This window comes from Emticicia sp. C21 (genome assembly GCF_003418935.1).
Classification (GTDB): domain Bacteria; phylum Bacteroidota; class Bacteroidia; order Cytophagales; family Spirosomataceae; genus Emticicia.
The window spans coordinates 39,719-59,027 of sequence record NZ_QVMT01000009.1 but is presented as its reverse complement, the minus strand read 5'-3'; the positions used below and the strand labels follow the sequence as shown (position 1 = coordinate 59,027).

Genomic DNA, 19,309 nt, shown 5'->3' with positions numbered 1-19,309 from the left:
TTGTCTTGTTTCTGGAAATTTTATACAGTTTGTTTTGAGAGTAGTAAGTCTTCAAATTTAACTATTCCAAAAGGTAATGGAGCATAATTTAAAATCGTTTAAATATGAAGCCTTGAAGCTGTATATTCGTAAATTATTTAAAACTACTAAATAAACAGAGAAAGTATGGCAATAGTGATTACAGACGAATGTATCAATTGTGCTGCATGCGAACCCGAGTGCCCAAACACGGCAATTTATGAAGGTGGAGTAGAATGGACATGGGGAGGAGGAACAAAATTGACGGAAGTTGAATTAGGCGACGGCTCGATTATTGGAGGTAAAGACCCAATGTCACCGATATCAGACGAATTTTATTATATAGTAACAGATAAGTGTACAGAATGTCATGGTTTTCATGAAGAACCACAATGTGCAGCAGTTTGCCCGGTTGATTGTTGTGTGCCTGATCCAGATAATATCGAAGATGATGATATACTTGCTGCTAAAAAATCTTGGCTTCATGCTGAAGTATAATATTTAGAATTGATTTGTATTTCGTTACCAATATTAGAAGCCTGTCCGAGAAATCGGGCAGGCATTTTTTTTACTTCTATCTTACAATTGTACATATTTAAGAAATAATTGCACTTCGGAATAATATACTGAATATTGATGAAAAATCAGTATAATCTTTGTTTTCAATATTTATTGTATTTTTCTAATATTTTATATTTTATAATAGCTATAAATGACTAAAAAATATTTTTTTTAAGAAATTATTATTTTTTTTGAACGTAAAATTTGGAATTAAAATATTTTTACCGAACATTTGTAATGAAATCTGCTTTAAAGAAATCGCCACTTAAACCAAAGATTATTATGAAAAAATTGATTTTTACAGTATTATCGTTGTTTTCAATTGCAGCGACTCAAGCACAAGAAAGTACAACAACCACAGAAGAGAAAAAGAACCCACTTACATTTTCAGGCTACGTTGATACTTATTTTTTCGGCAACTTAAATAACCCTGCATCAAGATCAAATTTAGGAGTTTCAGGTTTCGAGCGCATCTTCGACCAAAAACCTGGTCAGTTCCAATTAGGTCTTGCGCAAACGAAATTGACATACTCGACTGATAAAGTGGATGGAGTAATTGATCTAGTATTCGGTAACCACGCTGACCTTGGAAACTATGGTAATATTATCAGCCCGGTTACAGGAGCAACCAGTACAGCCTTAGCAATTAAACAAGCTTACATTACCTGGAAAGCATCAGACAAATTCTCATTAACAGCTGGTCAGTTCGGTACTCATATCGGTTATGAAGTAATTGATGCCCCGGTAAATTACAACTACTCGTTGTCAAACCTTTTTGGTAACGGTCCATTCTATCATACTGGTTTAAAAGCTACAGTCGCGCTTTCAAGCAAAGCTTCGTTAACAGCAGGTCTTGTTAATGGTATTGATACTAAAGATGATAATAATGATAAATTAGGAGTAATGGCTCAGTTTTACGTTTCACCTGTTGAAGGTTGGAATGTTTATTTAAACTGGTTAGGAAGTGATGAAGGTGTAACTGAAAAATCATACTACTCAATCATTGATTTAACAACATCATACCAGATCACTGAGAAATTCTTATTAGGTGTGAATGCTGCTTATGGTACACAAGATAAAAAATCATGGGGTGGTGCTGCGTTGTATGCGCAAGTTGCCTTTACTGATAAATTCGGTTTAGGAGCACGTTACGAATACTTCGATAATACAAGCGGTATCCGCGGTTTGAAAAATCCATCAAGACCTGACGGCGGTACTTCAGTAAACTCATTCACTTTAACATCAAACGTTACAATCTCTGAAAACCTATTGTTCAAACCTGAGTTCCGTCTTGATAGCTACGCTAAAGGAATCGGTGCAGATGGTGAGCAATTCCAGGATAGCGATGGCAAATTCACTAAAAGTTCTCAGTCAACAATTGGTGCAGCGCTAATCTTCAAATTCTAATATACTTCGTCAATAAACCTAAACTAAACATTTACATTAATTTTTTGTACAACACTTAAACCCCAAACACATTATGCGTAAAAATCCTCTTCCTCTGATTATTTTGCTTGCCATAGCAATCGCAGGAGTGTTTATGCCTGCTGTGCCATCAACAATTGTTACAGATGGTATTAATGGAGCAGATACAGCCTGGATGCTTGTCAGTACTGCATTGGTTTTAATCATGACACCTGGACTAGCTTATTTCTACGGCGGTATGGTGAACACCAAAAACGTCATCTCAACTATGTTGCAAAGCTTTATTGCGATGGGTGTAATCTCAATTCTTTGGGTTACAGTCGGCTTTAGCTTAGCATTTGGAGACTCTATTGGTGGTTTCGTAGGAGATCCTTCTACATTCTTTATGTTCAAAGGAGTTTTAGAAAGCAAACCATGGTCGCTGGCACCAACTATTCCTTTGGTTGTTTTTGCTTTCTTCCAATTGAAATTCGCAGTTATCACCCCTGCTCTTGTAACAGGTTCATTAGCAGAACGTATCAACTTTAAGTCATACGTATTGTTTATTATCCTTTTCAGCTTGTTCATCTATGCTCCTCTGGCGCACTGGACATGGCATCCTGAAGGTTTCTTGTTCAAATTAGGTGTACTTGACTTCGCTGGTGGTACTGTGGTACATATGTCAGCTGGTTGGGCTGCTTTAGCAGGTGCAATCTACCTGAAACGTCGTCGTGCACACGTTGATGGAAGCTTCCTTCCTCCGGCAAATATTCCTTATGTATTATTGGGTACTGGTTTACTTTGGTTCGGTTGGTTTGGTTTCAACGCAGGTTCTGCATTGAGCGCTGGTACATTAGCTGCTTCAGCTTTCGCTACAACTAATACTGCTGCTGCGGCGGCTGGTTTGGCTTGGGTATTATTTGATGCTGCTCGTGGCAAAAAAGTTTCAGCACTAGGTTTCTGTATCGGTGTAGTAGTTGGTCTAGTGGCTATAACGCCTGCTGCAGGTTTCGTAACTATCCCTCATTCAATATTTATTGGTTCAATTGCCTCTCTTATTTCTAACTACTTAGCACACTTAAAAACTAAAACGGCTTTAGATGATACACTAGATGTATTCCCTTGCCATGGGGTAGGTGGTATGGTAGGTATGATTATGACAGGTATTTTTGCAAGTAAAGGCGTTAATGGTGCGGTAGTTGATGAAGGCTTATTCTTTGGTGCATCAAAATTATTTGTGAACCATATGATTGCTCTGGTTGTTGTTTCGGTATTCGCATTTGCTATGTCATTTGTTCTTTTGAAAGTTACTGATTTAATTCTACCGCTACGTGTTTCTGATTCTGATGAAAAATCAGGTCTTGATGTAAGCCAACACGATGAGTCTTTGGTTGAGGCTGGCGTACCAGAATTAGCATAAACGATATTGTTACTTTATAACAAAATCACAATTGCGGGTTAAACCGTACTTTTATTGTGGTTTTGTTGTACTCCATAAGTTAAAATGCCCGCTACTTTAGTGGGCATTTTCTTTTGTTAAAACTGAATATTTGATAATCAGATTAGAAGAATTTATAGGAAGACGATAGACTCAAATTGCGATTGAAGGTCTATTTAATTCTAGCATACTTAATTCTTAATCCACATGATTCAACAACCAGTGAATCCGTATCTAATCTAAGTACAGACCATTCTCTACAAGGCATGCAACTCATCTGGGGGCAATCCAGCACATCTGAGAATTTAATTACATTATTCAAAACTGTAAATTTATTACCTGCAGTACAGCACTCAGCTCCTGGTTTTCCATCTCTTAAATAATTCCCTTTGGCAGTAAATTCTATAGGAGGGATGGCAGTTATATTGACAAACGTATTCCAAGGCCCCCAACCATCAGCGGTTCTGTATTGTACCTGATTTGTATGAAACCATTTTCCAATCAGTTTTTCGGGAACAATAACATCTGATTTGCAGGCAAAAACTGAAATTACAGTGGCAAACGTTGCTAATAGTCTTTTCATATTTTTTTTTCAATGTGGTCTTTTTAAGGGAATATCCAGATTTAATTATTCTATTTGACTCTTACATACTTGTTTCTTGAAGTACATGATTCAACAATCAGTGTATCTGAATCCAGACTATTAATTATCCATTTTTTGCAGTCCACACATAATCCATTAGGACATATTATTTGGGCTTCAAACGTAATAACATTTCTTGAAAGGCTATAATTACCCATTGGATAACAACAATCTTTTGATGGCAAGGCATCTGTTAAGAACTTGCCTTCGGCAGTAAACTCCAATTGAGGGATTGCTTCAAGCGTATTTATCATGGTCCATGGTTTCCATGAACCATTATCATTCTTAATTTGCCTCTGATAGGTTGGATTCCACTTGCCAAACAGCTTAACAGGTGAGATTGAATCAGAATCACATCTGCTTAAGGCGATTATCAGACAAAGGAAGATAAAAAGAGTTTTCATAGTTTAGTTTTTTTGGTAATGATACCTTTTTTAAGAATAAAGTTGGAATGGATGGTTTTATAGCATCAAAAAAAATGAGTGCAGGATTTATACCACACCCATTCCTCGACTATAATCTAAAATATTATTTCTTTATTCTACTATTATTTCCCTCTCGAATATTTGCTTCTTGAATCACAAACTTCAATAACTAAAGTGTCAGAATCTAGCTGATTGATGGTCCACTTAGAGCAATCCATACATTTTACTTGAGGACAAGACTTTAAATCTGAAAATGTAATAACATTATTCGCCACAGTGAATTTATTGCCGGCAGAGCAACAATCCGCACCGGGTTTTCCATCTCTTAAAAAATCTCCGTTGGAAGTGAACTCCATCTGAGGCAATGCCACAAAAGTATTAATGGTTGACCATGCCCCCCATGTACCATCCGGGTTTTTATTTTGAACCTTATAGGCCGGATTCCATTTACCTATTAGTTCTTTGGGTTCAATAACTTTAGAATCACAAGTATCAAGAATAAAAGCAAGACTTAGTGCAACAAAAAGTAGTTTCATATTTCTGGTTTTTTTTGATAGTGATTCTGTTTTTCAGAATAACGTTGGAAGTCTATTGCAATTTTAATTCAATACTAATTTAAACTACTTATTATTCTCCAGCATTTCTTAAACCTACTCTCGGTAATACCGGTAAGCTTTCATTACCATCTTCACTCACAGATTGCACAGCGAAGAAATAGTTATCTTTTGAATAGGGTAAAGTAATTTTTACATCAGTCGTAAAAAACTTCTTTTGCCAGTAAGGCATGGCGGTTTCGCGCATCAAAACATAATAACCTTTTACTTTTCCGGCTTTTGAGGTTTTCCAACGAAGACTGGTTGAATTACCTAAACCACTCACATCGAGAATCACATCTTCAGGCATAGATGGAGATTTTGCCAGATTAGCAAGTGTAGCCAGATTTACACCAGTATTTTTACGAAGATATTCAAAATCCATATGCTTGGCATAATCGCCATACTCAATTCCTTTTTCTATACGTAAATCCTGGTGTTGGTGCAAAAAATTCTCATTCATTTCAGAAATACGAACAGCTGCAAACCCTTTATTCACGAATGGCGTATGGTCGCCACCCCGTAAGAAACGGTCATTTCTATAAATCATTACTACTTCGAGATTGTCAACATAGCGTTCGCCTGTTTCTTTCAAATAGCGGGCTAATTGACGGGCTTTTCCATCATTTTCAACCCCATATTGCCTAATAGCCCCTACTTTTTTGTCCATTTCAAAGGCTGGTAGTCCTTCGCTGAATACTCTTAAACGTGTGTTATCAATGATATTTGTTTCATTACTGTGGTTTGAACCCATAATATCATTATTCAATATACCTTCCAGATTCCAGTTTTCTGATACTGCTTTCTCTGCGAGATGATTCGCACCTAGAAGGCCTTGTTCTTCTCCACTTACGGTTGCAAAAATAATAGTAGCCGGAAATTTAGACTTTGACATAATTCTGGCTAACTCTATTACTGCTACTGTACCACTACCATCATCATTAGCACCGGGAGCATCAGACTCTCTGTTCATTACATCAGTTACCCGACTATCAATATGCCCACTAACCAGAAATACGCGATTATCATTAGGATCAGTGCCTTTTAATGTGGCCATCACATTGGCAATTTCAATAGGTTTATCAACTCTTTTACCATCTGGTTGTAGAGTCCAGGTGTCCAGATAGGCTGTCATTCTACCTTCTGAATGCTTGGCAAATTCCTGAAATTTGCTCAAAACCCATTTTCTGGCTGCTCCAATACCACGCTTGCTATCAGTAGTGGTAGAGAGTGTACTTCTTGTACCGAAACTAACCAACTTGTCAATATAAGCCCTGAGAGTATCACTTGAAACCTGACTTACAAGCGCTTCGATTTGCGGGTCCCGGTTAATAATCTTCTGTGCTGAAATGTTAAATGAAATGATGATGAAGCCAATTAAGAATAGTCCTTTTTTCATGAACAATGTTTAGATTAGATGTTTAACAAAAATACAAAACAATTTTCAGATGGTTTAAAACGAGTACTTAGATTTAGACAGAACTCGATAGTTTGTAGAGTAATCAGTTAAAAATCATTAAAATTGAGATAAAGAGGTTGTCTAAGATTTTCATTACTTTAAAATCTTTAAACATATCACTCTCGCCCAAAAAGGTTCCCATCATATTGGTAACCTTTTCTGGCTTCGCTTTCGTGGCTTGGATCTGAAAATCTCTCTGTTCCCTTTCAAAAAGGTTGCCACCATATAGTTTACCTCTTCTGGGTTCGTTTTCTTGTATGGTACATGCAATGCTCTCTGTTCTATTTCAAAAAGGTTCCCACCGTATTGTTCACCTTTTCTGGGTTCGTTTTCTTGGCTAATACTGCAACGCTCTCTGTTCTCGTTCAAAAATGTTCTTACCATATTGCTTTTTTTCTGATTCCGTTTTAGTGACAGATACTCATGCACACTCCAATAAATTTCCGATGTAAGTTTGTGTTTTCAAAGTGTTTAGGTAGATTTTTAGTATAATTAGACTGCTGCGCTATTACTCATGCGAATGACTCTTATTTAGGCTTTCATCATTTGATGCAGGTTCAACAAAAAAATACATTTAAAGGGAAGGAATAAGCCTAAACAAATCAATTCTAAACTAAGAAATAACCCGAAAGTGTTATTGCAAAAATGAATTTTATCTACTTCATTTGTTCAGAGAATTAACAAATTCATCGCTACCGTGATTGACTGACCTGTGAAAACAAAACTAACCATGACTAAAGTATCCATATATGAAGATAATCTACGCCTAAGCGAATTAGTTATGATGATGCTAGAAAATACTGAGGGTTTTGAAGTAACAGGAGTTCACCAGAATTGCCTTAATGTTTTGGATGACATTAGTAAAGAACAACCTGATGTAATTGTAATGGATATTGACATGCCTGAAGTCAATGGATTAGACGGTGTGCTCCAAGTCAAACAGGCAAATAAAGGGATAAAAGTTTTGATGCATACCGTATTTGATGATGATAAACGTTTATTTGAATGCCTGAAACGAGGCGCTGATGGTTATATATTGAAGCGGGATTCCGCAACCATGCTCATCCAGGCAATCAAAGATGTTCAAAATGGGGGCGCACCCATGTCACCGGCTATAGCCAGACAAGTGTTACAGGCTTTTCATCAAACCGAATCAACCAAAGAGTACGATCTTACCGAAAGAGAAAGAGAAATTCTCCAATTGCTTTCTTATGGCAATTCTTATAAATTGATTGCTGCGTCAACTAAAATCTCTATAGAGACCGTTCGCCGACATCTACAGAATATCTATCAAAAACTCCACGTCCAATCTGCTACAGAAGCTGTTTCCAAAGCTTTTCGTGAAAAATTGGTTAAATGATGTTATCACCACGTAACACTTTTATGCTATTTACTCATATCTGTTTTTCTACAAAATTTGTAACTGATATTTAAATCAGCTATGAAACACTAAATACTGTTTATTCTATTCCTTTTTCATGTGGTAAACCCGCATGATAGAGTATTGGATGCGTATAGGATTAAGGACTTGTATTTATCTGGCATTAGCTGCTAATAATATAGTTCCATGAAAACTTTCTATAATCTTCTTTATGCAATGTTGTTGGCAGCTCTTTTCTTCTGGAGTTGTAAAAACGAGATGGATGAAAATCCTAATGTTAATAATAATCCTCCCGCTACAAATACAAATTTGGGAAATGGGCAACCAGGTATAGTAGGCATTGCTGGCATTGATGCCTGGGATAAATTATCAACAGAGGAGAGAAATAAGATAAAATTGTGGAACACCATCTTTATGCATCAATCTGTTGGAGGAGACCTGGAAGATGGTGCCAATGCTAATGGATTTAAATTCGAATATTTTGACCGAAACGAGAAACCTGACAAAGGTTTAAGTGGTAATGTATTTAGTGTTTCTAACGGAAATCCGATGGAGAAGCTGAAAGAATTTAAAGAAATGGCCCTGACTCATAAATCTATTATTAAGATAGCGATTTTCAAATTTGGCTATGCAGATATTAATGATACTAATATTGAGCTAGTGAAAACTGCCTACAAGCAAATGATTGATGATTTACGCATGCAAATTCCCGGTTTAAAATTCATACATGTTACCCCTCCACTTATTTATATCGTAACAAAAGATGATGGAAATGCAGCAAAAATGAAAATAGCTGACTGGATGAAATCAAGTTTTAAAGATAAAGACATAATTTTTGAATTACAGGAACTCGAATCGGATAATGGCCAATGTAAGCTTGGCAATTTCTGGCGGATATGTGATCAATATCGCTCAACGGCTGGTTGCCCAAGTAAGGAACAAGGGGTTGATGCTCCGGAAGGGCAGGGACATATCTGTGAGAAAGAGGCTAAACGTATAGCTAAGGCGTTACTGTATTCTATTTATCAGTCAGGTAAGTAAAAGTAGTCAAATAAATATAATAAAGCCATGAAAAAACTAGTATTGATTATCTGTTCGCTTGCCACTTTGTCAAGCTGCTCAAAAAACATTGACCCAGAGAATGAGCAACCAACATATTTGCTGGCAAGTAGTACTCAAAATTCAACCGGTGGTGGTTGGGTTAGCAACAATTATGTGGTTAATTATGAGTACAATACCAATAACCAACTTTTCCGAAGTATTACAAGTTCAAAAAACAAAAGTACTTCAGATGAATCGAATGGTTTATCCACTACAACCTACTCATACAATGAAGATGGATTTGTAACTAGTGCAAAAAGTGATATGAACTCTGGCGGAAAGGATACTAGAGATATTTCAACTACTAATATTCAGTATACTTATCAGAAAGGCCGCTTAAGTCAGGAAGTTTCAAACAATACTTACGAACGAACCACTTTTGCAACTGGTAAAAAGGAAATATCCACTTATCAGACAACGACCAGTTATACCTATGATTCGAAAGGGAGTCTAACCCAGATTTTACAGGAAAGTGTGAGCTCATCAAGTGGAACAAGTAAGTCTACTACATTTCTAAGTGGTGGAAAAATAACCAAAAAGGTTTATCAGTCAGGCAACGGACCTGAGATGGAATATGATACTTACAGTAATGGACTCATAGTTCAAAATAAATATGGTACAAGCACCAATTTTTATAAATATGATGCGGCAGATCATCTGATAAAAACTGAAAGATGGGAATCTGGTAAACAGTATTCTTACACTGAACAGACTTTTGATTCACAAAAGGCAACGTATTTAGCAAATCCAACTTCATTCTTCAAAGGTTGGCCTAAATATGTCAATTCCAATGGCAATTATTCGAATAATGTATTGAATACCAGAATAGTTTATATACAACCCAATGGGTCTGAGAGTTCTGCTGATCATAATTACACAAATAATTACCAGTTTAATGAGAAGGGATTTCCTGCTAAAAAGACCTATTCAGGAAAATGGAACGGTACAAATTATTCAGGAGAAGAAATTTATACTTATATAGATTTATCGGCTAAAAAATAAAGTAAAAAATAAACATTAATTATTAAGTCCATGAAAATAGAAAAAATAGCCATTGGTGGCAGAATGAGTGTTGATCCTGAAAATGTGCTTTTGTTAAAGGCAGATCACAACTATACACAATTATACTTACGTAATGGTAGAATGCTTGTTGTAGCTACCACTCTAAAGGTTCTAGAACAAAGATTTCTCCTGACAAACGCCTTCTATAGGCTTGACCGCTCACATATGGTTAACCTGACATATGTTAATATGCAAGAGATGAATGCAGGGAAAGTAATTATGGTGAACCAACAAGAAGTATCTATTTCAAGAAGAAGAAAAACAGCCTTTTATTCCTTTCTAAATCAACACTTTAATCCATTTAACAAAAAATAAAATGAAAAAAATTTTACTTCTGTTGCTTATCATGCAGCAGGTGTATGCTCAGACCAACATTGCTGTACCCAATTTCTCCAGCACTACCAATACATTTAATCCTGCCACAGGAAATATCAAATTTTATTTGAATGGAGTGAGTCAGACTTTACCGGTAGGACACGGAGCCAACGGGGTTTGTTTCTCGGGAAATAATATGTTTGTAGCTTATGATGATAACGCAGCCAGTGGACATGGGATTATATGGTACAAAAATGTAAGTTTTTCTTCAGGTATATTTGCATCCGATGCTCCGGTTATACTGATCAATAATCAACAGACGTTTCAAGTGGTGGCAGATGCCAATGGAAATATTTATTCGGCAAATATGGACGGAACCGTCACTAAGTTTATGCCGAATGCAGGTGTGTATAGTTCAGCAAATAAGGTTACAGTAAGATTTTTTAGTAATGGCAGTTATGTTTTAGGAGGTTTAATGTTTGATAACGCTTCCAGCACCCTTTGGGCCGCAAGTTATAGTCTCAATAGTTTAGCGGTTTGTCGATTATCAGATTTTCCCACTAGTACTTCTTATCTTACTACTTCTACACCCGCGGCTTTTGTTAAGCCTGTAACCGTCTCAGCCAATTACTTACAAGCACCAGAAGGGGTAGTGAGAGATGCTTCTGGAAATATCTGGATAGCCAATAACAATAATAATTATGCAGTAAGAATTAATAGTTCGCCAGTTACAACCATACTTTCTGAAATCAATGCAGCTAATTATACTGCAAAAAACTTAACAGGAGGAACTGATGCTAATACCTGGGCCGTATCAGCAAGCGGTCAACAATTAGGTGGGATGGTTTATGATGAACTTTATTCAAAAAAAATCTATATTAATAATCAGGTAAATGGAGGAAATACATTTCAGTACGAGTTTTTACCAACTAATGGTACACCAACTTTTGCTGTAACTACTTTTGCACAAGTTTTTCCGGGAAACGGCCAATCTGCTATTATACCATGTACATTATTACCAACTCCCGGCAACCCAACTGCTAATGGCACTACTATTAACTCCGGACAGAATGCTAATCTCACTGCCACTAATTGTGCAGCTGACCAAACTTATTTATGGAAGCATGGGGCTACTCAAATGGCAACTACTCCTAATTTTACAACTCCTACACTTACTAGTAATGCCACTTATACAGTTTATTGTGTCCGGGGTGGAACTTGCCAAAGTTCCGGAACCAGTGTAACTATAACTGTCAATGGTGGAGGAGGTATAAGCCAGAATGCTACTATATCAGTAGTAACGCCAACTACGACTGGAAGTACGAGAACCGATAGTCGTACTTTCAGATTTCATTTACCTTCTGCCAATCCTGATTGTAACCTACCAGTATTGATGGTTTTTCATGGTGATGGTGGCACAGGAGCAGGAATAGAAGCTACAACAGGTTTTAGTCCCTTAGCAGATGCAAATAATTTTATTGCCGTCTATCCGGATAAATTATCAGGACAATCCTATTTTAGTTATCGGATTGACCAGCCTGCCTATCTGAATGGACAGGTTGATTCAACATTCATGTTGGCCATAATCAATTATCTGCATACTAACTATGGGATCAACAAAAACAGAGTTTATGCCACAGGCATTTCAAGTGGATCGAATATGACCTATTTTGCTTCTGCGAAATTATTCAATGCCTTTGCCGCTTTTGCACCGGTGGCAGGTTTTCCGCAGGATTATTCAGGTACTGATGTATGGCAAAACATTATCAACAATGTGAATACGCCCAAAATACCATTAATGCACGTGCATGGTACTGCCGATGTAACGTCTGGTACTCAGTTTGCAGGCACTAATCTTCCGAATCCATATCCAGCTACACCTCCCAGCCTCAATAATCAATGGATTTGGCCAATGTTTCCACTTTCTCATAAAGGATGCAACAATGAACCCGGAAACTTTACCGGTACTTACTTTACTTCCGGTAATACAACAGTTGATAAACTTACTTTTTGTCCGGGAGGGGGTGCCAACAAAGAATTATCGATGATGATTATCAGAGGCATGGGACATACCTGGCCAACAACTGCACAAACCGGAGGTATCAATGGCTCGTTAGCAATCTGGAATTTCGTAAAAGATTATCAGTTAACTACTTATACTAATCCTGTACCAAATGTTTCACCAAGCAGTATTACTATCAATGCCGGGCAAAGTACAACGCTTACAGCAACCTGCACAAGCGGTTATGGTGTAAAATGGAATACTGGAGCAACAACAAGCGCTATTTCAGTTTCTCCACTGCCAACTACTACTTATACTGCCTATTGTACATTTGGCATCAATTGTCAGTCGGCTGGAACTAATGTAACCGTCACGGTAAATAATGGTGGAGGAATAACACCACCTGTTATTGCCGGTAACCCGCTTACTATTTGCGAGGGAGACGCAAGCAATCTAACGGCGACAGGTTGTATGGGCGGAGTAATAACATGGAGTAGTGGTCAGTCGGGTACATCTATTTATGTTTATCCTACTACAACAACTACTTATACAGCCGTATGTACAATTGCTCCAAATTATTCAAACCCATCGAATGAAGTAACAATTACTGTTAACCCTAATCCGGCAGTTAATCTTACTTCAACACTACCAATTGAAAACAATGTAGGGAATGATAATATCTATATTCATGCTGGTCAGACAGTAACATTATCAGTTACGAATTGCACAGGCACATTGCAATGGACTTATGGGTCTTCTGCTGCCAATACTAATTCTATTACATTAACAGCCGATAATAGTGGTGACTATAATATGATGTATATTGAAGTAAGTTGCACAAATGCATCGTCTTGTATCAATTCCAGATATTTAGTTTTATTGAGACAATTTGCTGCTGATGATACTTTTTCGACAAATGTCAATACAGCCGTAAGCGGAAATGTTAAAGACAATGATACGGAAGCTACTCTTCCTTTTCCTTACGAAGTATTGGGAGTGCAACACGGTACAGTTGTCTGGCAAATGTCTATGGGGCGCCCAACCGGAGTATTCACTTACACACCAGCTAATGGGTTCATTGGTACTGATAGTCTTATGTATCATTTGACTGATGATTTGACTTTTAGCAAAACAGCTACAGTAAAATTCATTGTGGGTAGTCCTTGTGTTGAAAATTTAATTGTTTCAGGGAATGATTATCCATCGAATACGATTTCCGGAATGGTAACATTGAGCGCTTCAAACTCTGTCAGAACGGTGCTGAATAACGTTGCTTCAAACGATCCTGCCTATATCAGAACCTCAATTGGTAGTACGGCAAGCATTACTTTTCAGGCAGGTAAAGCAATTACATTAAGTCCGGGATTTCAGATAAATACAGGGGCTGTATTTACTGCCCAAATGGGTGGGTGTACTAATGGAACCGGAGTGCCGTACTTAACGGTGCAGGGTACAAAAATCAAGAATAAGTGCGGAACGGATTTTATTATAAGAGGGGTAAATTTTGGGGGTTACTGGCAATATGACATAAATAACCGCATGAATACTTTAAACAGGATTAAAGAAATCAAAAAATCAGGTACCAATACAGTCCGTTTACCCTGGAGTGCCAATACAGAATATAGCAGAGATTATAAGGTGTTGGATACTTTGATAAAACATATTGTTGCGAGTAAAATGATAGCTATGGTAGAGTTGCACGATTTAACCTGTGCCAATTTGACCCCTGCCAATATTCAGATTGCCACTAATTACTGGACTTCGGCTAATGTTCTGGCTGTCTTAAAAAAATATGAAAATTATCTGATTCTGAATATTGCCAATGAAGTAGGAAGTGATTGGCAAGGAAATACACCTGCCGTGGTGCAAAAAATGGTTGATGCTTATACACCATCAATCACAGCCCTAAGAAATGCAGGACTCAAATGCCCGATAACAATTGACGCTACTGACTGCGGCCAAAATATAGAAGCATTGGTTAGTGCAGCGCCAACCTTACTGGCTAATGACCCTGATCATAATCTCATTTTTTCATCACATCTCTATTGGAACAACGATAATTATACTACCAGACTAACTAACGCCGCAAACAATGCTGTCACCGCAGGTATCTGTCTGATAGTTGGAGAGTTTTCTGTAGCACAAGATTGTCCGCTAGATGCTACTCCTAATGACTATTTAGCCATCATGCAGGTTTGCAACCAGAAAGGTATCGGATATTTAGCATGGGAGTGGGGTGGGAGTCGACAATATGGGGGTAGTGGTAATATTTGCCCTGATGATTCCCGCGGTGTCGGTTATTCGCGCCTGACTATGACTGGTTTGTCGGGTCTGTATTCTGATAGAGCAGGTTGGGGTTTAACAGTTGCCAACGATATTCAGGCAACCTCTATAGAATCTTGCCAGTTTAATCCATAATTTTAAATAAAAAAAGGTAGCTACTGACTTCAGAAGCTACCTTTCTATTATCGTTATTGTTAAATTAAGCATGAACTAGTTCCTCATACACCTCTTCAACTTCAACAAGCATGTCTTCATTAATTGCCACCAGATTTACTTTCTTGGTTTCGTTAATTAATAGAGGATCATATTTTGCCACCACTCTCACGTAGTTTTCAGTAAAGCCTTGCATCAAACCATTTTCAACGTCTTCTTCAAATAAAACCGAGAAGTTTTTACCCATTTGTTGCTCATAAAAATAGCGTCTCTTTTTGTCCGATAGTATGTGTAACATCTTTGAACGTTCAGTCCTTTTATTCGCAGGAACTACAGGCTTGATATTCAATGCTAGTGTATTCGGACGTTCAGAATAAGTAAATACGTGCAAATAACTAATATCCAGGTCATTTAGAAACTGATAAGTAGCCATGAACTCTTCATCTGTCTCACCCGGATGTCCGACAATCACATCAACACCAATACAACAATCAGGCATGAGTTCTTTTATTTTGGCAACTCTATCTGCATACAATTCTCTTTTGTATCTGCGGCGCATCAACCCTAATATTTTATTAGAACCCGATTGCAAAGGAATATGAAAATGAGGAACAAATCGTTTTGAGCTAGCCACAAATTCAATGATTTCGTCTGTAAGAAGATTTGGTTCAATACTTGAGATTCTGAATCTTTCGATGCCATCTACATTATCAAGCGCCTTAACCAATTCAAAGAAAGTTTCCTTTCGCTCATCGTTTTGCAAACCAAAATCACCAATATTTACACCAGTCAATACAATTTCTTTTACTCCGCTTTCAGCAATTTCATAAGCAGCTTTCACCACATTCTGAATAGTATCAGAGCGGCTTTTGCCGCGAGCCAATGGGATGGTACAATAAGAACAAGGATAATCGCAACCATCTTGTACTTTCAGGAAAGTACGTGTACGGTCATTTAAAGAGTAGGAAGTATGATAATCAATGGCCTCTTCAATTTTCGAATTATAAACTTTGGCTGTTGGTTCTTTAGGTTCTTTTACAAAATCACCAATAATATCTATCAATCTGAATTTTTCTGCTGCGCCCAAAACTGCATCAACCCCCTCAATCTCCGAAATCTCTTTTGGCTTCAACTGAGCATAGCAACCAATAATGGCCACATAACCATCAGGATTTATTTTATTCGCTTCCCTGACAATCTTTTTGCATTTCTTGTCTGCATTTTCGGTCACAGAACAAGTATTAATTATAAAAATATCAGGTTGCTGATTAAACTCCACTTTCTGGTACCCTCGTTCTTCAAACATACGTCCGATAGTTGAGGTTTCAGAATAATTTAGCTTACAACCCAATGTATAAAAGGCTACTTTTTTCATAAAAACAAATTTCAAGGTGCAAATTTAATGAAAATTAATAGATTTGCCCTTATTCCATTGAAAACCAGTACTACTATTATTTCATGACTCCTAAAAACAATACCTTTTTATGTTAAAAAGTTCAAGATTTGATTTTCTGAAAGTAAAAGAAACATCAATTCATAAATTCAACGAGATTAGGTTTACCTATAATGTTATGAAATACATTACAGGTCATGCACTCACAACTGAGGAAGCTATTCAAAGGTATCTGAGATATACCGACGATCCCATTTTTGGGAATTATTTTGTTATAGATAATACCAACCAAAAAATTATTGGGCTGATAAAATTTGTAGAAGAGCCAAAAGGTGTGATTGAAATCGGCTACAGTGTTTTTGAAGAACATTGGGGCAAAGGCTATGCATCTGAAATGGCTGAAACCATGGTTGACTATGCGTTGGCAAATCTTAATCCTGATAAAATTATTGGATATGTAGATGCAAGAAATCCTGCCTCTATGAGAGTTTTAGAAAAAATGGGTTTGATAAGAGAAGGCCATGATATAGAGCGAAACGGAAATAAAGTGTATTTTTTTTCAAGAACTATCAAACAATAAAAAACAAAAACCTCATAACAGGGTCATGAGGCTTTGTAAACAAAATATTATTCGAAAAAATCTTAAACTTCTGCTGTTTTAACGGTTTTAATGATACGGGCAGCCACTTTGTAAGGATCTGCCGCAGAGTTTGGACGACGGTCTTCTAACCAGCCTTTCCAACCTTTCTGAACCGCTGCAATCGGGATACGGATTGATGCACCACGGTCAGACACACCGTATGAGAATTTGTCAATTGATTGAGTTTCGTGCTTACCAGTTAAACGTAAGTGGTTATCAGCACCATAAACTGCAATGTGTTCTTTCACAAAAGGAGCGAACGCCTGACAGATAATATCGTAAGTTTCTTTTTTACCTGCAGTTCTCAAGACAGTGTTTGAGAAGTTAGCATGCATACCAGAACCATTCCAGTCTGTTGCACCAAGCGGTTTACAATGCCAGTTGATAGCAACATTATATTTTTCACCTAATCTTTCCAATAAATAACGTGCAATCCAGGTTTCATCACCTGCTTGTTTTGCACCTTTAGCAAATACCTGAAATTCCCATTGACCAGCAGCTACCTCAGCATTGATACCTTCAACGTTCAAGCCAGCATTCAAACAGATTTCAAGGTGTTCTTCAATAATTTCACGACCAAATGCGTTAGCTGCACCTACCGAACAATAGTATTGTCCTTGCGGAGCTGGGTAACCGTTTGCCGGGAAACCCAATGGTTTGTTAGTTTCAGGATTCCACAAGAAATATTCTTGCTCGAAACCAAACCAGAAATCATTATCATCATCTTCAATTGTTGCACGACCGTTAGACTCATGCGGAGTGCCATCAGCATTCAATACCTCACACATTACTAAATATCCGGTTCCTAAACGAGCTGGGTCAGGACAGATAAATACAGGTTTCAATAAGCAATCAGATGAACCACCTGGTGCTTGTTCTGTAGATGAACCATCAAACGACCACATATCACAATCTTCCAATTTACCACTGAAATTTTTTTCTATTTTGGTTTTGCTGCGAAGGCTTTGTGTTGGTTTGTAACCATCAAGCCAAATGTACTCTAATTTAGCTACTGACATTGTTGTAATTTTTTAAGATGTTCCGGTTATTAATCAAAGAATATGATACAAATATATATGCTAAAAACAATATAAGATTCTTTAAACTCCAATTATTTTAGTCAAAAATTTCATATTCTTTAAAAAATGCAATTAATTATAGAAAAAGTAAGATTGCTCCTCGGTTTGTAAATAAACTATATTCTTATTTCAGTATAAAATTATAAAAAAATGAATTGCTGATGCCTTTTTGAAACCTTATTTTTTAGAAAAAATAAAAAATATTTATCATTTAACGAAAAATTGCACTAATAATTGTGAAAATTGTATTTTTGATTGATTTGATTTTTTTAAGAATTAATGCTTATCTATAAAAGTATATTTTAAGTAGAATTGACTAATTCAAATGAGCTGTCTTTGATGTTTAAATAAAGTTCTACCTACTGGGAAGTTGTTACAATAATCTGGATATTTTTGCTGTCCTCGGTCAAAAAGGTTCCCACCATATTGGCAACCTTTTCTGATGCCCATTTCTTTGTCGATACTTGCCTGATTCTGAAACTATCTGTTGGTAATTATAACCAATCTCACTTTTAAACCAGTTTCCTATGCTGCCAACGTTTAAAAAGGTAGCTGCCATATCGGTTACCTTTTCAGGTTCCGTTTTAGTGGTTAATACCTTGAAGACTTCATTGGTTCCCCCTCATAAATAGTAGTCATAGGCTTTCTTAATCATAATGAGAAATATATTTGCTACACCAATGCTATTGGCATTGCGCTTGACTCTTTCTTTTTTTCTTCGAAAACCATAATAGTTTTCGCGTGGATGTCTATTAATGAGTTGTAATCCAAGATTAGACATCCCTGAATTTCAGAAATAACATTCTGTTTTCAAAGTATTTGATAACGCTTTTTCGTAAAATCAGACAGATATATTATCCAACATATGCCTTAACTGAAGCTATTTAGACCCGTTCCAAATAAATCGTAATTAAATTTGGATTTATTCTAAACAAGCCATACTTTTGTATCAGAATATTAAAGTCTTATTAAGTCAATTACAAATGGGGTACCAACAAGTAATGGAATCTTCTCAGATAGAGTTATATAGAACTAGTAAAGGTCAAGCCTATCAGTGTAATCTTACAAACAGAATCTTCTTAGAATTTGGTGGTATTATTACAGCTTTCAAGGTTCATAACTTTATCAATTTCAAAAGACTAATTGACGGCATAAACATTATTGATAAACTCTACGATTTATCAGACGAAGCCGACTTCGATATTATCAATGCTCCTAACTCAAATCAAACCTTTACACTACATCTTTGTGACCTTATTCATTTAAGAGAATTACTATCAGGTGCAAAATTTGCCCTATACGTAAATTCATTCCTGAATGAAGTTTTAGGCGAATACGAGGTCGTTTAATTCTATTTAT

The 19,309-nt window shown here is 36.8% G+C and carries 17 protein-coding genes; 10 read left to right on the top strand and 7 right to left on the bottom strand.

Going from position 1 to position 19,309, the window contains the following annotated elements:
* Nucleotides 1-165 precede the first annotated feature (165 nt).
* The 3 genes from D0T08_RS19080 to D0T08_RS19070 all read left to right on the top strand — a co-directional run bounded on the left by D0T08_RS19080 (nt 166) and on the right by D0T08_RS19070 (nt 3,403).
* A complete protein-coding gene (locus tag D0T08_RS19080) occupies nt 166-516 on the top strand; it encodes a 4Fe-4S dicluster domain-containing protein (RefSeq protein WP_116984285.1) in 351 nt (116 codons plus the stop codon).
* Between the two features lie 345 nt (nt 517-861).
* Nucleotides 862-1,986: a porin gene (locus D0T08_RS19075; protein WP_116984436.1), complete on the top strand. Its 1,125-nt coding sequence runs from the start codon at nt 862-864 to the stop codon at nt 1,984-1,986.
* Between the two features lie 73 nt (nt 1,987-2,059).
* Complete coding sequence (locus tag D0T08_RS19070; protein WP_409012939.1) at nt 2,060-3,403, top strand: ammonium transporter; 1,344 nt, start codon at nt 2,060-2,062, stop codon at nt 3,401-3,403.
* A gap of 190 nt (nt 3,404-3,593) precedes the next feature.
* On the opposite strand, the gene D0T08_RS19065 is transcribed toward D0T08_RS19070, so the two are convergent.
* The 4 genes from D0T08_RS19065 to D0T08_RS19050 form a co-directional block, all read right to left on the bottom strand.
* Nucleotides 3,594-4,004 carry a hypothetical protein gene (locus D0T08_RS19065; protein WP_116984283.1) on the bottom strand — a complete coding sequence of 137 codons (411 nt, stop codon included), beginning with the start codon at nt 4,002-4,004 and terminating at the stop codon, nt 3,594-3,596.
* A gap of 50 nt (nt 4,005-4,054) precedes the next feature.
* Complete coding sequence (locus D0T08_RS19060; RefSeq protein ID WP_116984282.1) at nt 4,055-4,468, bottom strand: hypothetical protein; 414 nt, start codon at nt 4,466-4,468, stop codon at nt 4,055-4,057.
* A 143-nt stretch (nt 4,469-4,611) separates the two neighbouring features.
* Complete coding sequence (locus D0T08_RS19055; protein WP_116984281.1) at nt 4,612-5,025, bottom strand: hypothetical protein; 414 nt, start codon at nt 5,023-5,025, stop codon at nt 4,612-4,614.
* Between the two features lie 91 nt (nt 5,026-5,116).
* On the bottom strand, nt 5,117-6,481 hold the full coding sequence (locus D0T08_RS19050) for a M20/M25/M40 family metallo-hydrolase (RefSeq protein WP_116984280.1): 1,365 nt from the start codon (nt 6,479-6,481) through the stop codon (nt 5,117-5,119).
* Nucleotides 6,482-7,271: 790 nt separating this feature from the next.
* On the opposite strand from D0T08_RS19050, the gene D0T08_RS19040 reads away from it, so the two are divergent.
* The 5 genes from D0T08_RS19040 to D0T08_RS19020 all read left to right on the top strand — a co-directional run bounded on the left by D0T08_RS19040 (nt 7,272) and on the right by D0T08_RS19020 (nt 14,820).
* Nucleotides 7,272-7,901, top strand: a complete 630-nt coding sequence (locus D0T08_RS19040; RefSeq protein WP_116984278.1) for a response regulator transcription factor — start codon at nt 7,272-7,274, stop codon at nt 7,899-7,901.
* 207 nt (nt 7,902-8,108) lie between these two features.
* Entirely contained in the window at nt 8,109-8,963 is an 855-nt protein-coding gene (locus D0T08_RS19035; RefSeq protein WP_116984277.1) for a hypothetical protein, read from the top strand.
* Between the two features lie 27 nt (nt 8,964-8,990).
* Entirely contained in the window at nt 8,991-10,025 is a 1,035-nt protein-coding gene (locus tag D0T08_RS19030) for a hypothetical protein (RefSeq protein ID WP_116984276.1), read from the top strand.
* Between the two features lie 30 nt (nt 10,026-10,055).
* Nucleotides 10,056-10,400 (top strand): LytTR family DNA-binding domain-containing protein, encoded by a 345-nt coding sequence (locus tag D0T08_RS19025; RefSeq protein ID WP_116984275.1) that lies wholly within the window; start codon nt 10,056-10,058, stop codon nt 10,398-10,400.
* A 1-nt stretch (nt 10,401) separates the two neighbouring features.
* Nucleotides 10,402-14,820 carry a 3-coathanger stack domain-containing protein gene (locus D0T08_RS19020; RefSeq protein WP_116984274.1) on the top strand — a complete coding sequence of 1,473 codons (4,419 nt, stop codon included), beginning with the start codon at nt 10,402-10,404 and terminating at the stop codon, nt 14,818-14,820.
* Nucleotides 14,821-14,884: 64 nt separating this feature from the next.
* On the opposite strand, the gene mtaB is transcribed toward D0T08_RS19020, so the two are convergent.
* Nucleotides 14,885-16,213 (bottom strand): tRNA (N(6)-L-threonylcarbamoyladenosine(37)-C(2))-methylthiotransferase MtaB, encoded by a 1,329-nt coding sequence (gene mtaB, locus D0T08_RS19015; protein WP_116984273.1) that lies wholly within the window; start codon nt 16,211-16,213, stop codon nt 14,885-14,887.
* A 109-nt stretch (nt 16,214-16,322) separates the two neighbouring features.
* On the opposite strand from mtaB, the gene D0T08_RS19010 reads away from it, so the two are divergent.
* Nucleotides 16,323-16,811: a GNAT family N-acetyltransferase gene (locus D0T08_RS19010; protein ID WP_116984272.1), complete on the top strand. Its 489-nt coding sequence runs from the start codon at nt 16,323-16,325 to the stop codon at nt 16,809-16,811.
* A 62-nt stretch (nt 16,812-16,873) separates the two neighbouring features.
* Here the strand turns inward: D0T08_RS19010 and D0T08_RS19005 are convergent, their stop codons facing one another.
* Nucleotides 16,874-17,890 carry a glutamine synthetase beta-grasp domain-containing protein gene (locus D0T08_RS19005; protein WP_116984271.1) on the bottom strand — a complete coding sequence of 339 codons (1,017 nt, stop codon included), beginning with the start codon at nt 17,888-17,890 and terminating at the stop codon, nt 16,874-16,876.
* A 466-nt stretch (nt 17,891-18,356) separates the two neighbouring features.
* Entirely contained in the window at nt 18,357-18,509 is a 153-nt protein-coding gene (locus D0T08_RS27630; RefSeq protein WP_158561308.1) for a hypothetical protein, read from the bottom strand.
* Nucleotides 18,510-18,933: 424 nt separating this feature from the next.
* Between D0T08_RS27630 and D0T08_RS19000 the strand changes: the two genes are divergently transcribed.
* Complete coding sequence (locus D0T08_RS19000) at nt 18,934-19,299, top strand: hypothetical protein (protein ID WP_116984270.1); 366 nt, start codon at nt 18,934-18,936, stop codon at nt 19,297-19,299.
* Nucleotides 19,300-19,309: the final 10 nt, after the last annotated feature.

What these genes read in the sequence shown, in the direction of transcription:
- D0T08_RS19000 (WP_116984270.1), top strand. Translation starts at nt 18,934, where the DNA reads ATGGGGTACCAACAAGTAATGGAATCTTCTCAGATAGAGTTATATAGA.
- D0T08_RS19055 (WP_116984281.1), bottom strand. Translation starts at nt 5,025, where the DNA reads ATGAAACTACTTTTTGTTGCACTAAGTCTTGCTTTTATTCTTGATACT.
- D0T08_RS19070 (WP_409012939.1), top strand. Translation starts at nt 2,060, where the DNA reads ATGCGTAAAAATCCTCTTCCTCTGATTATTTTGCTTGCCATAGCAATC.
- D0T08_RS19065 (WP_116984283.1), bottom strand. Translation starts at nt 4,004, where the DNA reads ATGAAAAGACTATTAGCAACGTTTGCCACTGTAATTTCAGTTTTTGCC.
- D0T08_RS19035 (WP_116984277.1), top strand. Translation starts at nt 8,109, where the DNA reads ATGAAAACTTTCTATAATCTTCTTTATGCAATGTTGTTGGCAGCTCTT.
- D0T08_RS19030 (WP_116984276.1), top strand. Translation starts at nt 8,991, where the DNA reads ATGAAAAAACTAGTATTGATTATCTGTTCGCTTGCCACTTTGTCAAGC.
- D0T08_RS19080 (WP_116984285.1), top strand. Translation starts at nt 166, where the DNA reads ATGGCAATAGTGATTACAGACGAATGTATCAATTGTGCTGCATGCGAA.
- D0T08_RS19040 (WP_116984278.1), top strand. Translation starts at nt 7,272, where the DNA reads ATGACTAAAGTATCCATATATGAAGATAATCTACGCCTAAGCGAATTA.
- D0T08_RS19050 (WP_116984280.1), bottom strand. Translation starts at nt 6,481, where the DNA reads ATGAAAAAAGGACTATTCTTAATTGGCTTCATCATCATTTCATTTAAC.
- D0T08_RS19005 (WP_116984271.1), bottom strand. Translation starts at nt 17,890, where the DNA reads ATGTCAGTAGCTAAATTAGAGTACATTTGGCTTGATGGTTACAAACCA.
- D0T08_RS19075 (WP_116984436.1), top strand. Translation starts at nt 862, where the DNA reads ATGAAAAAATTGATTTTTACAGTATTATCGTTGTTTTCAATTGCAGCG.
- mtaB (WP_116984273.1), bottom strand. Translation starts at nt 16,213, where the DNA reads ATGAAAAAAGTAGCCTTTTATACATTGGGTTGTAAGCTAAATTATTCT.
- D0T08_RS19020 (WP_116984274.1), top strand. Translation starts at nt 10,402, where the DNA reads ATGAAAAAAATTTTACTTCTGTTGCTTATCATGCAGCAGGTGTATGCT.
- D0T08_RS19025 (WP_116984275.1), top strand. Translation starts at nt 10,056, where the DNA reads ATGAAAATAGAAAAAATAGCCATTGGTGGCAGAATGAGTGTTGATCCT.
- D0T08_RS19010 (WP_116984272.1), top strand. Translation starts at nt 16,323, where the DNA reads ATGTTAAAAAGTTCAAGATTTGATTTTCTGAAAGTAAAAGAAACATCA.
- D0T08_RS19060 (WP_116984282.1), bottom strand. Translation starts at nt 4,468, where the DNA reads ATGAAAACTCTTTTTATCTTCCTTTGTCTGATAATCGCCTTAAGCAGA.
- D0T08_RS27630 (WP_158561308.1), bottom strand. Translation starts at nt 18,509, where the DNA reads ATGGCAGCTACCTTTTTAAACGTTGGCAGCATAGGAAACTGGTTTAAA.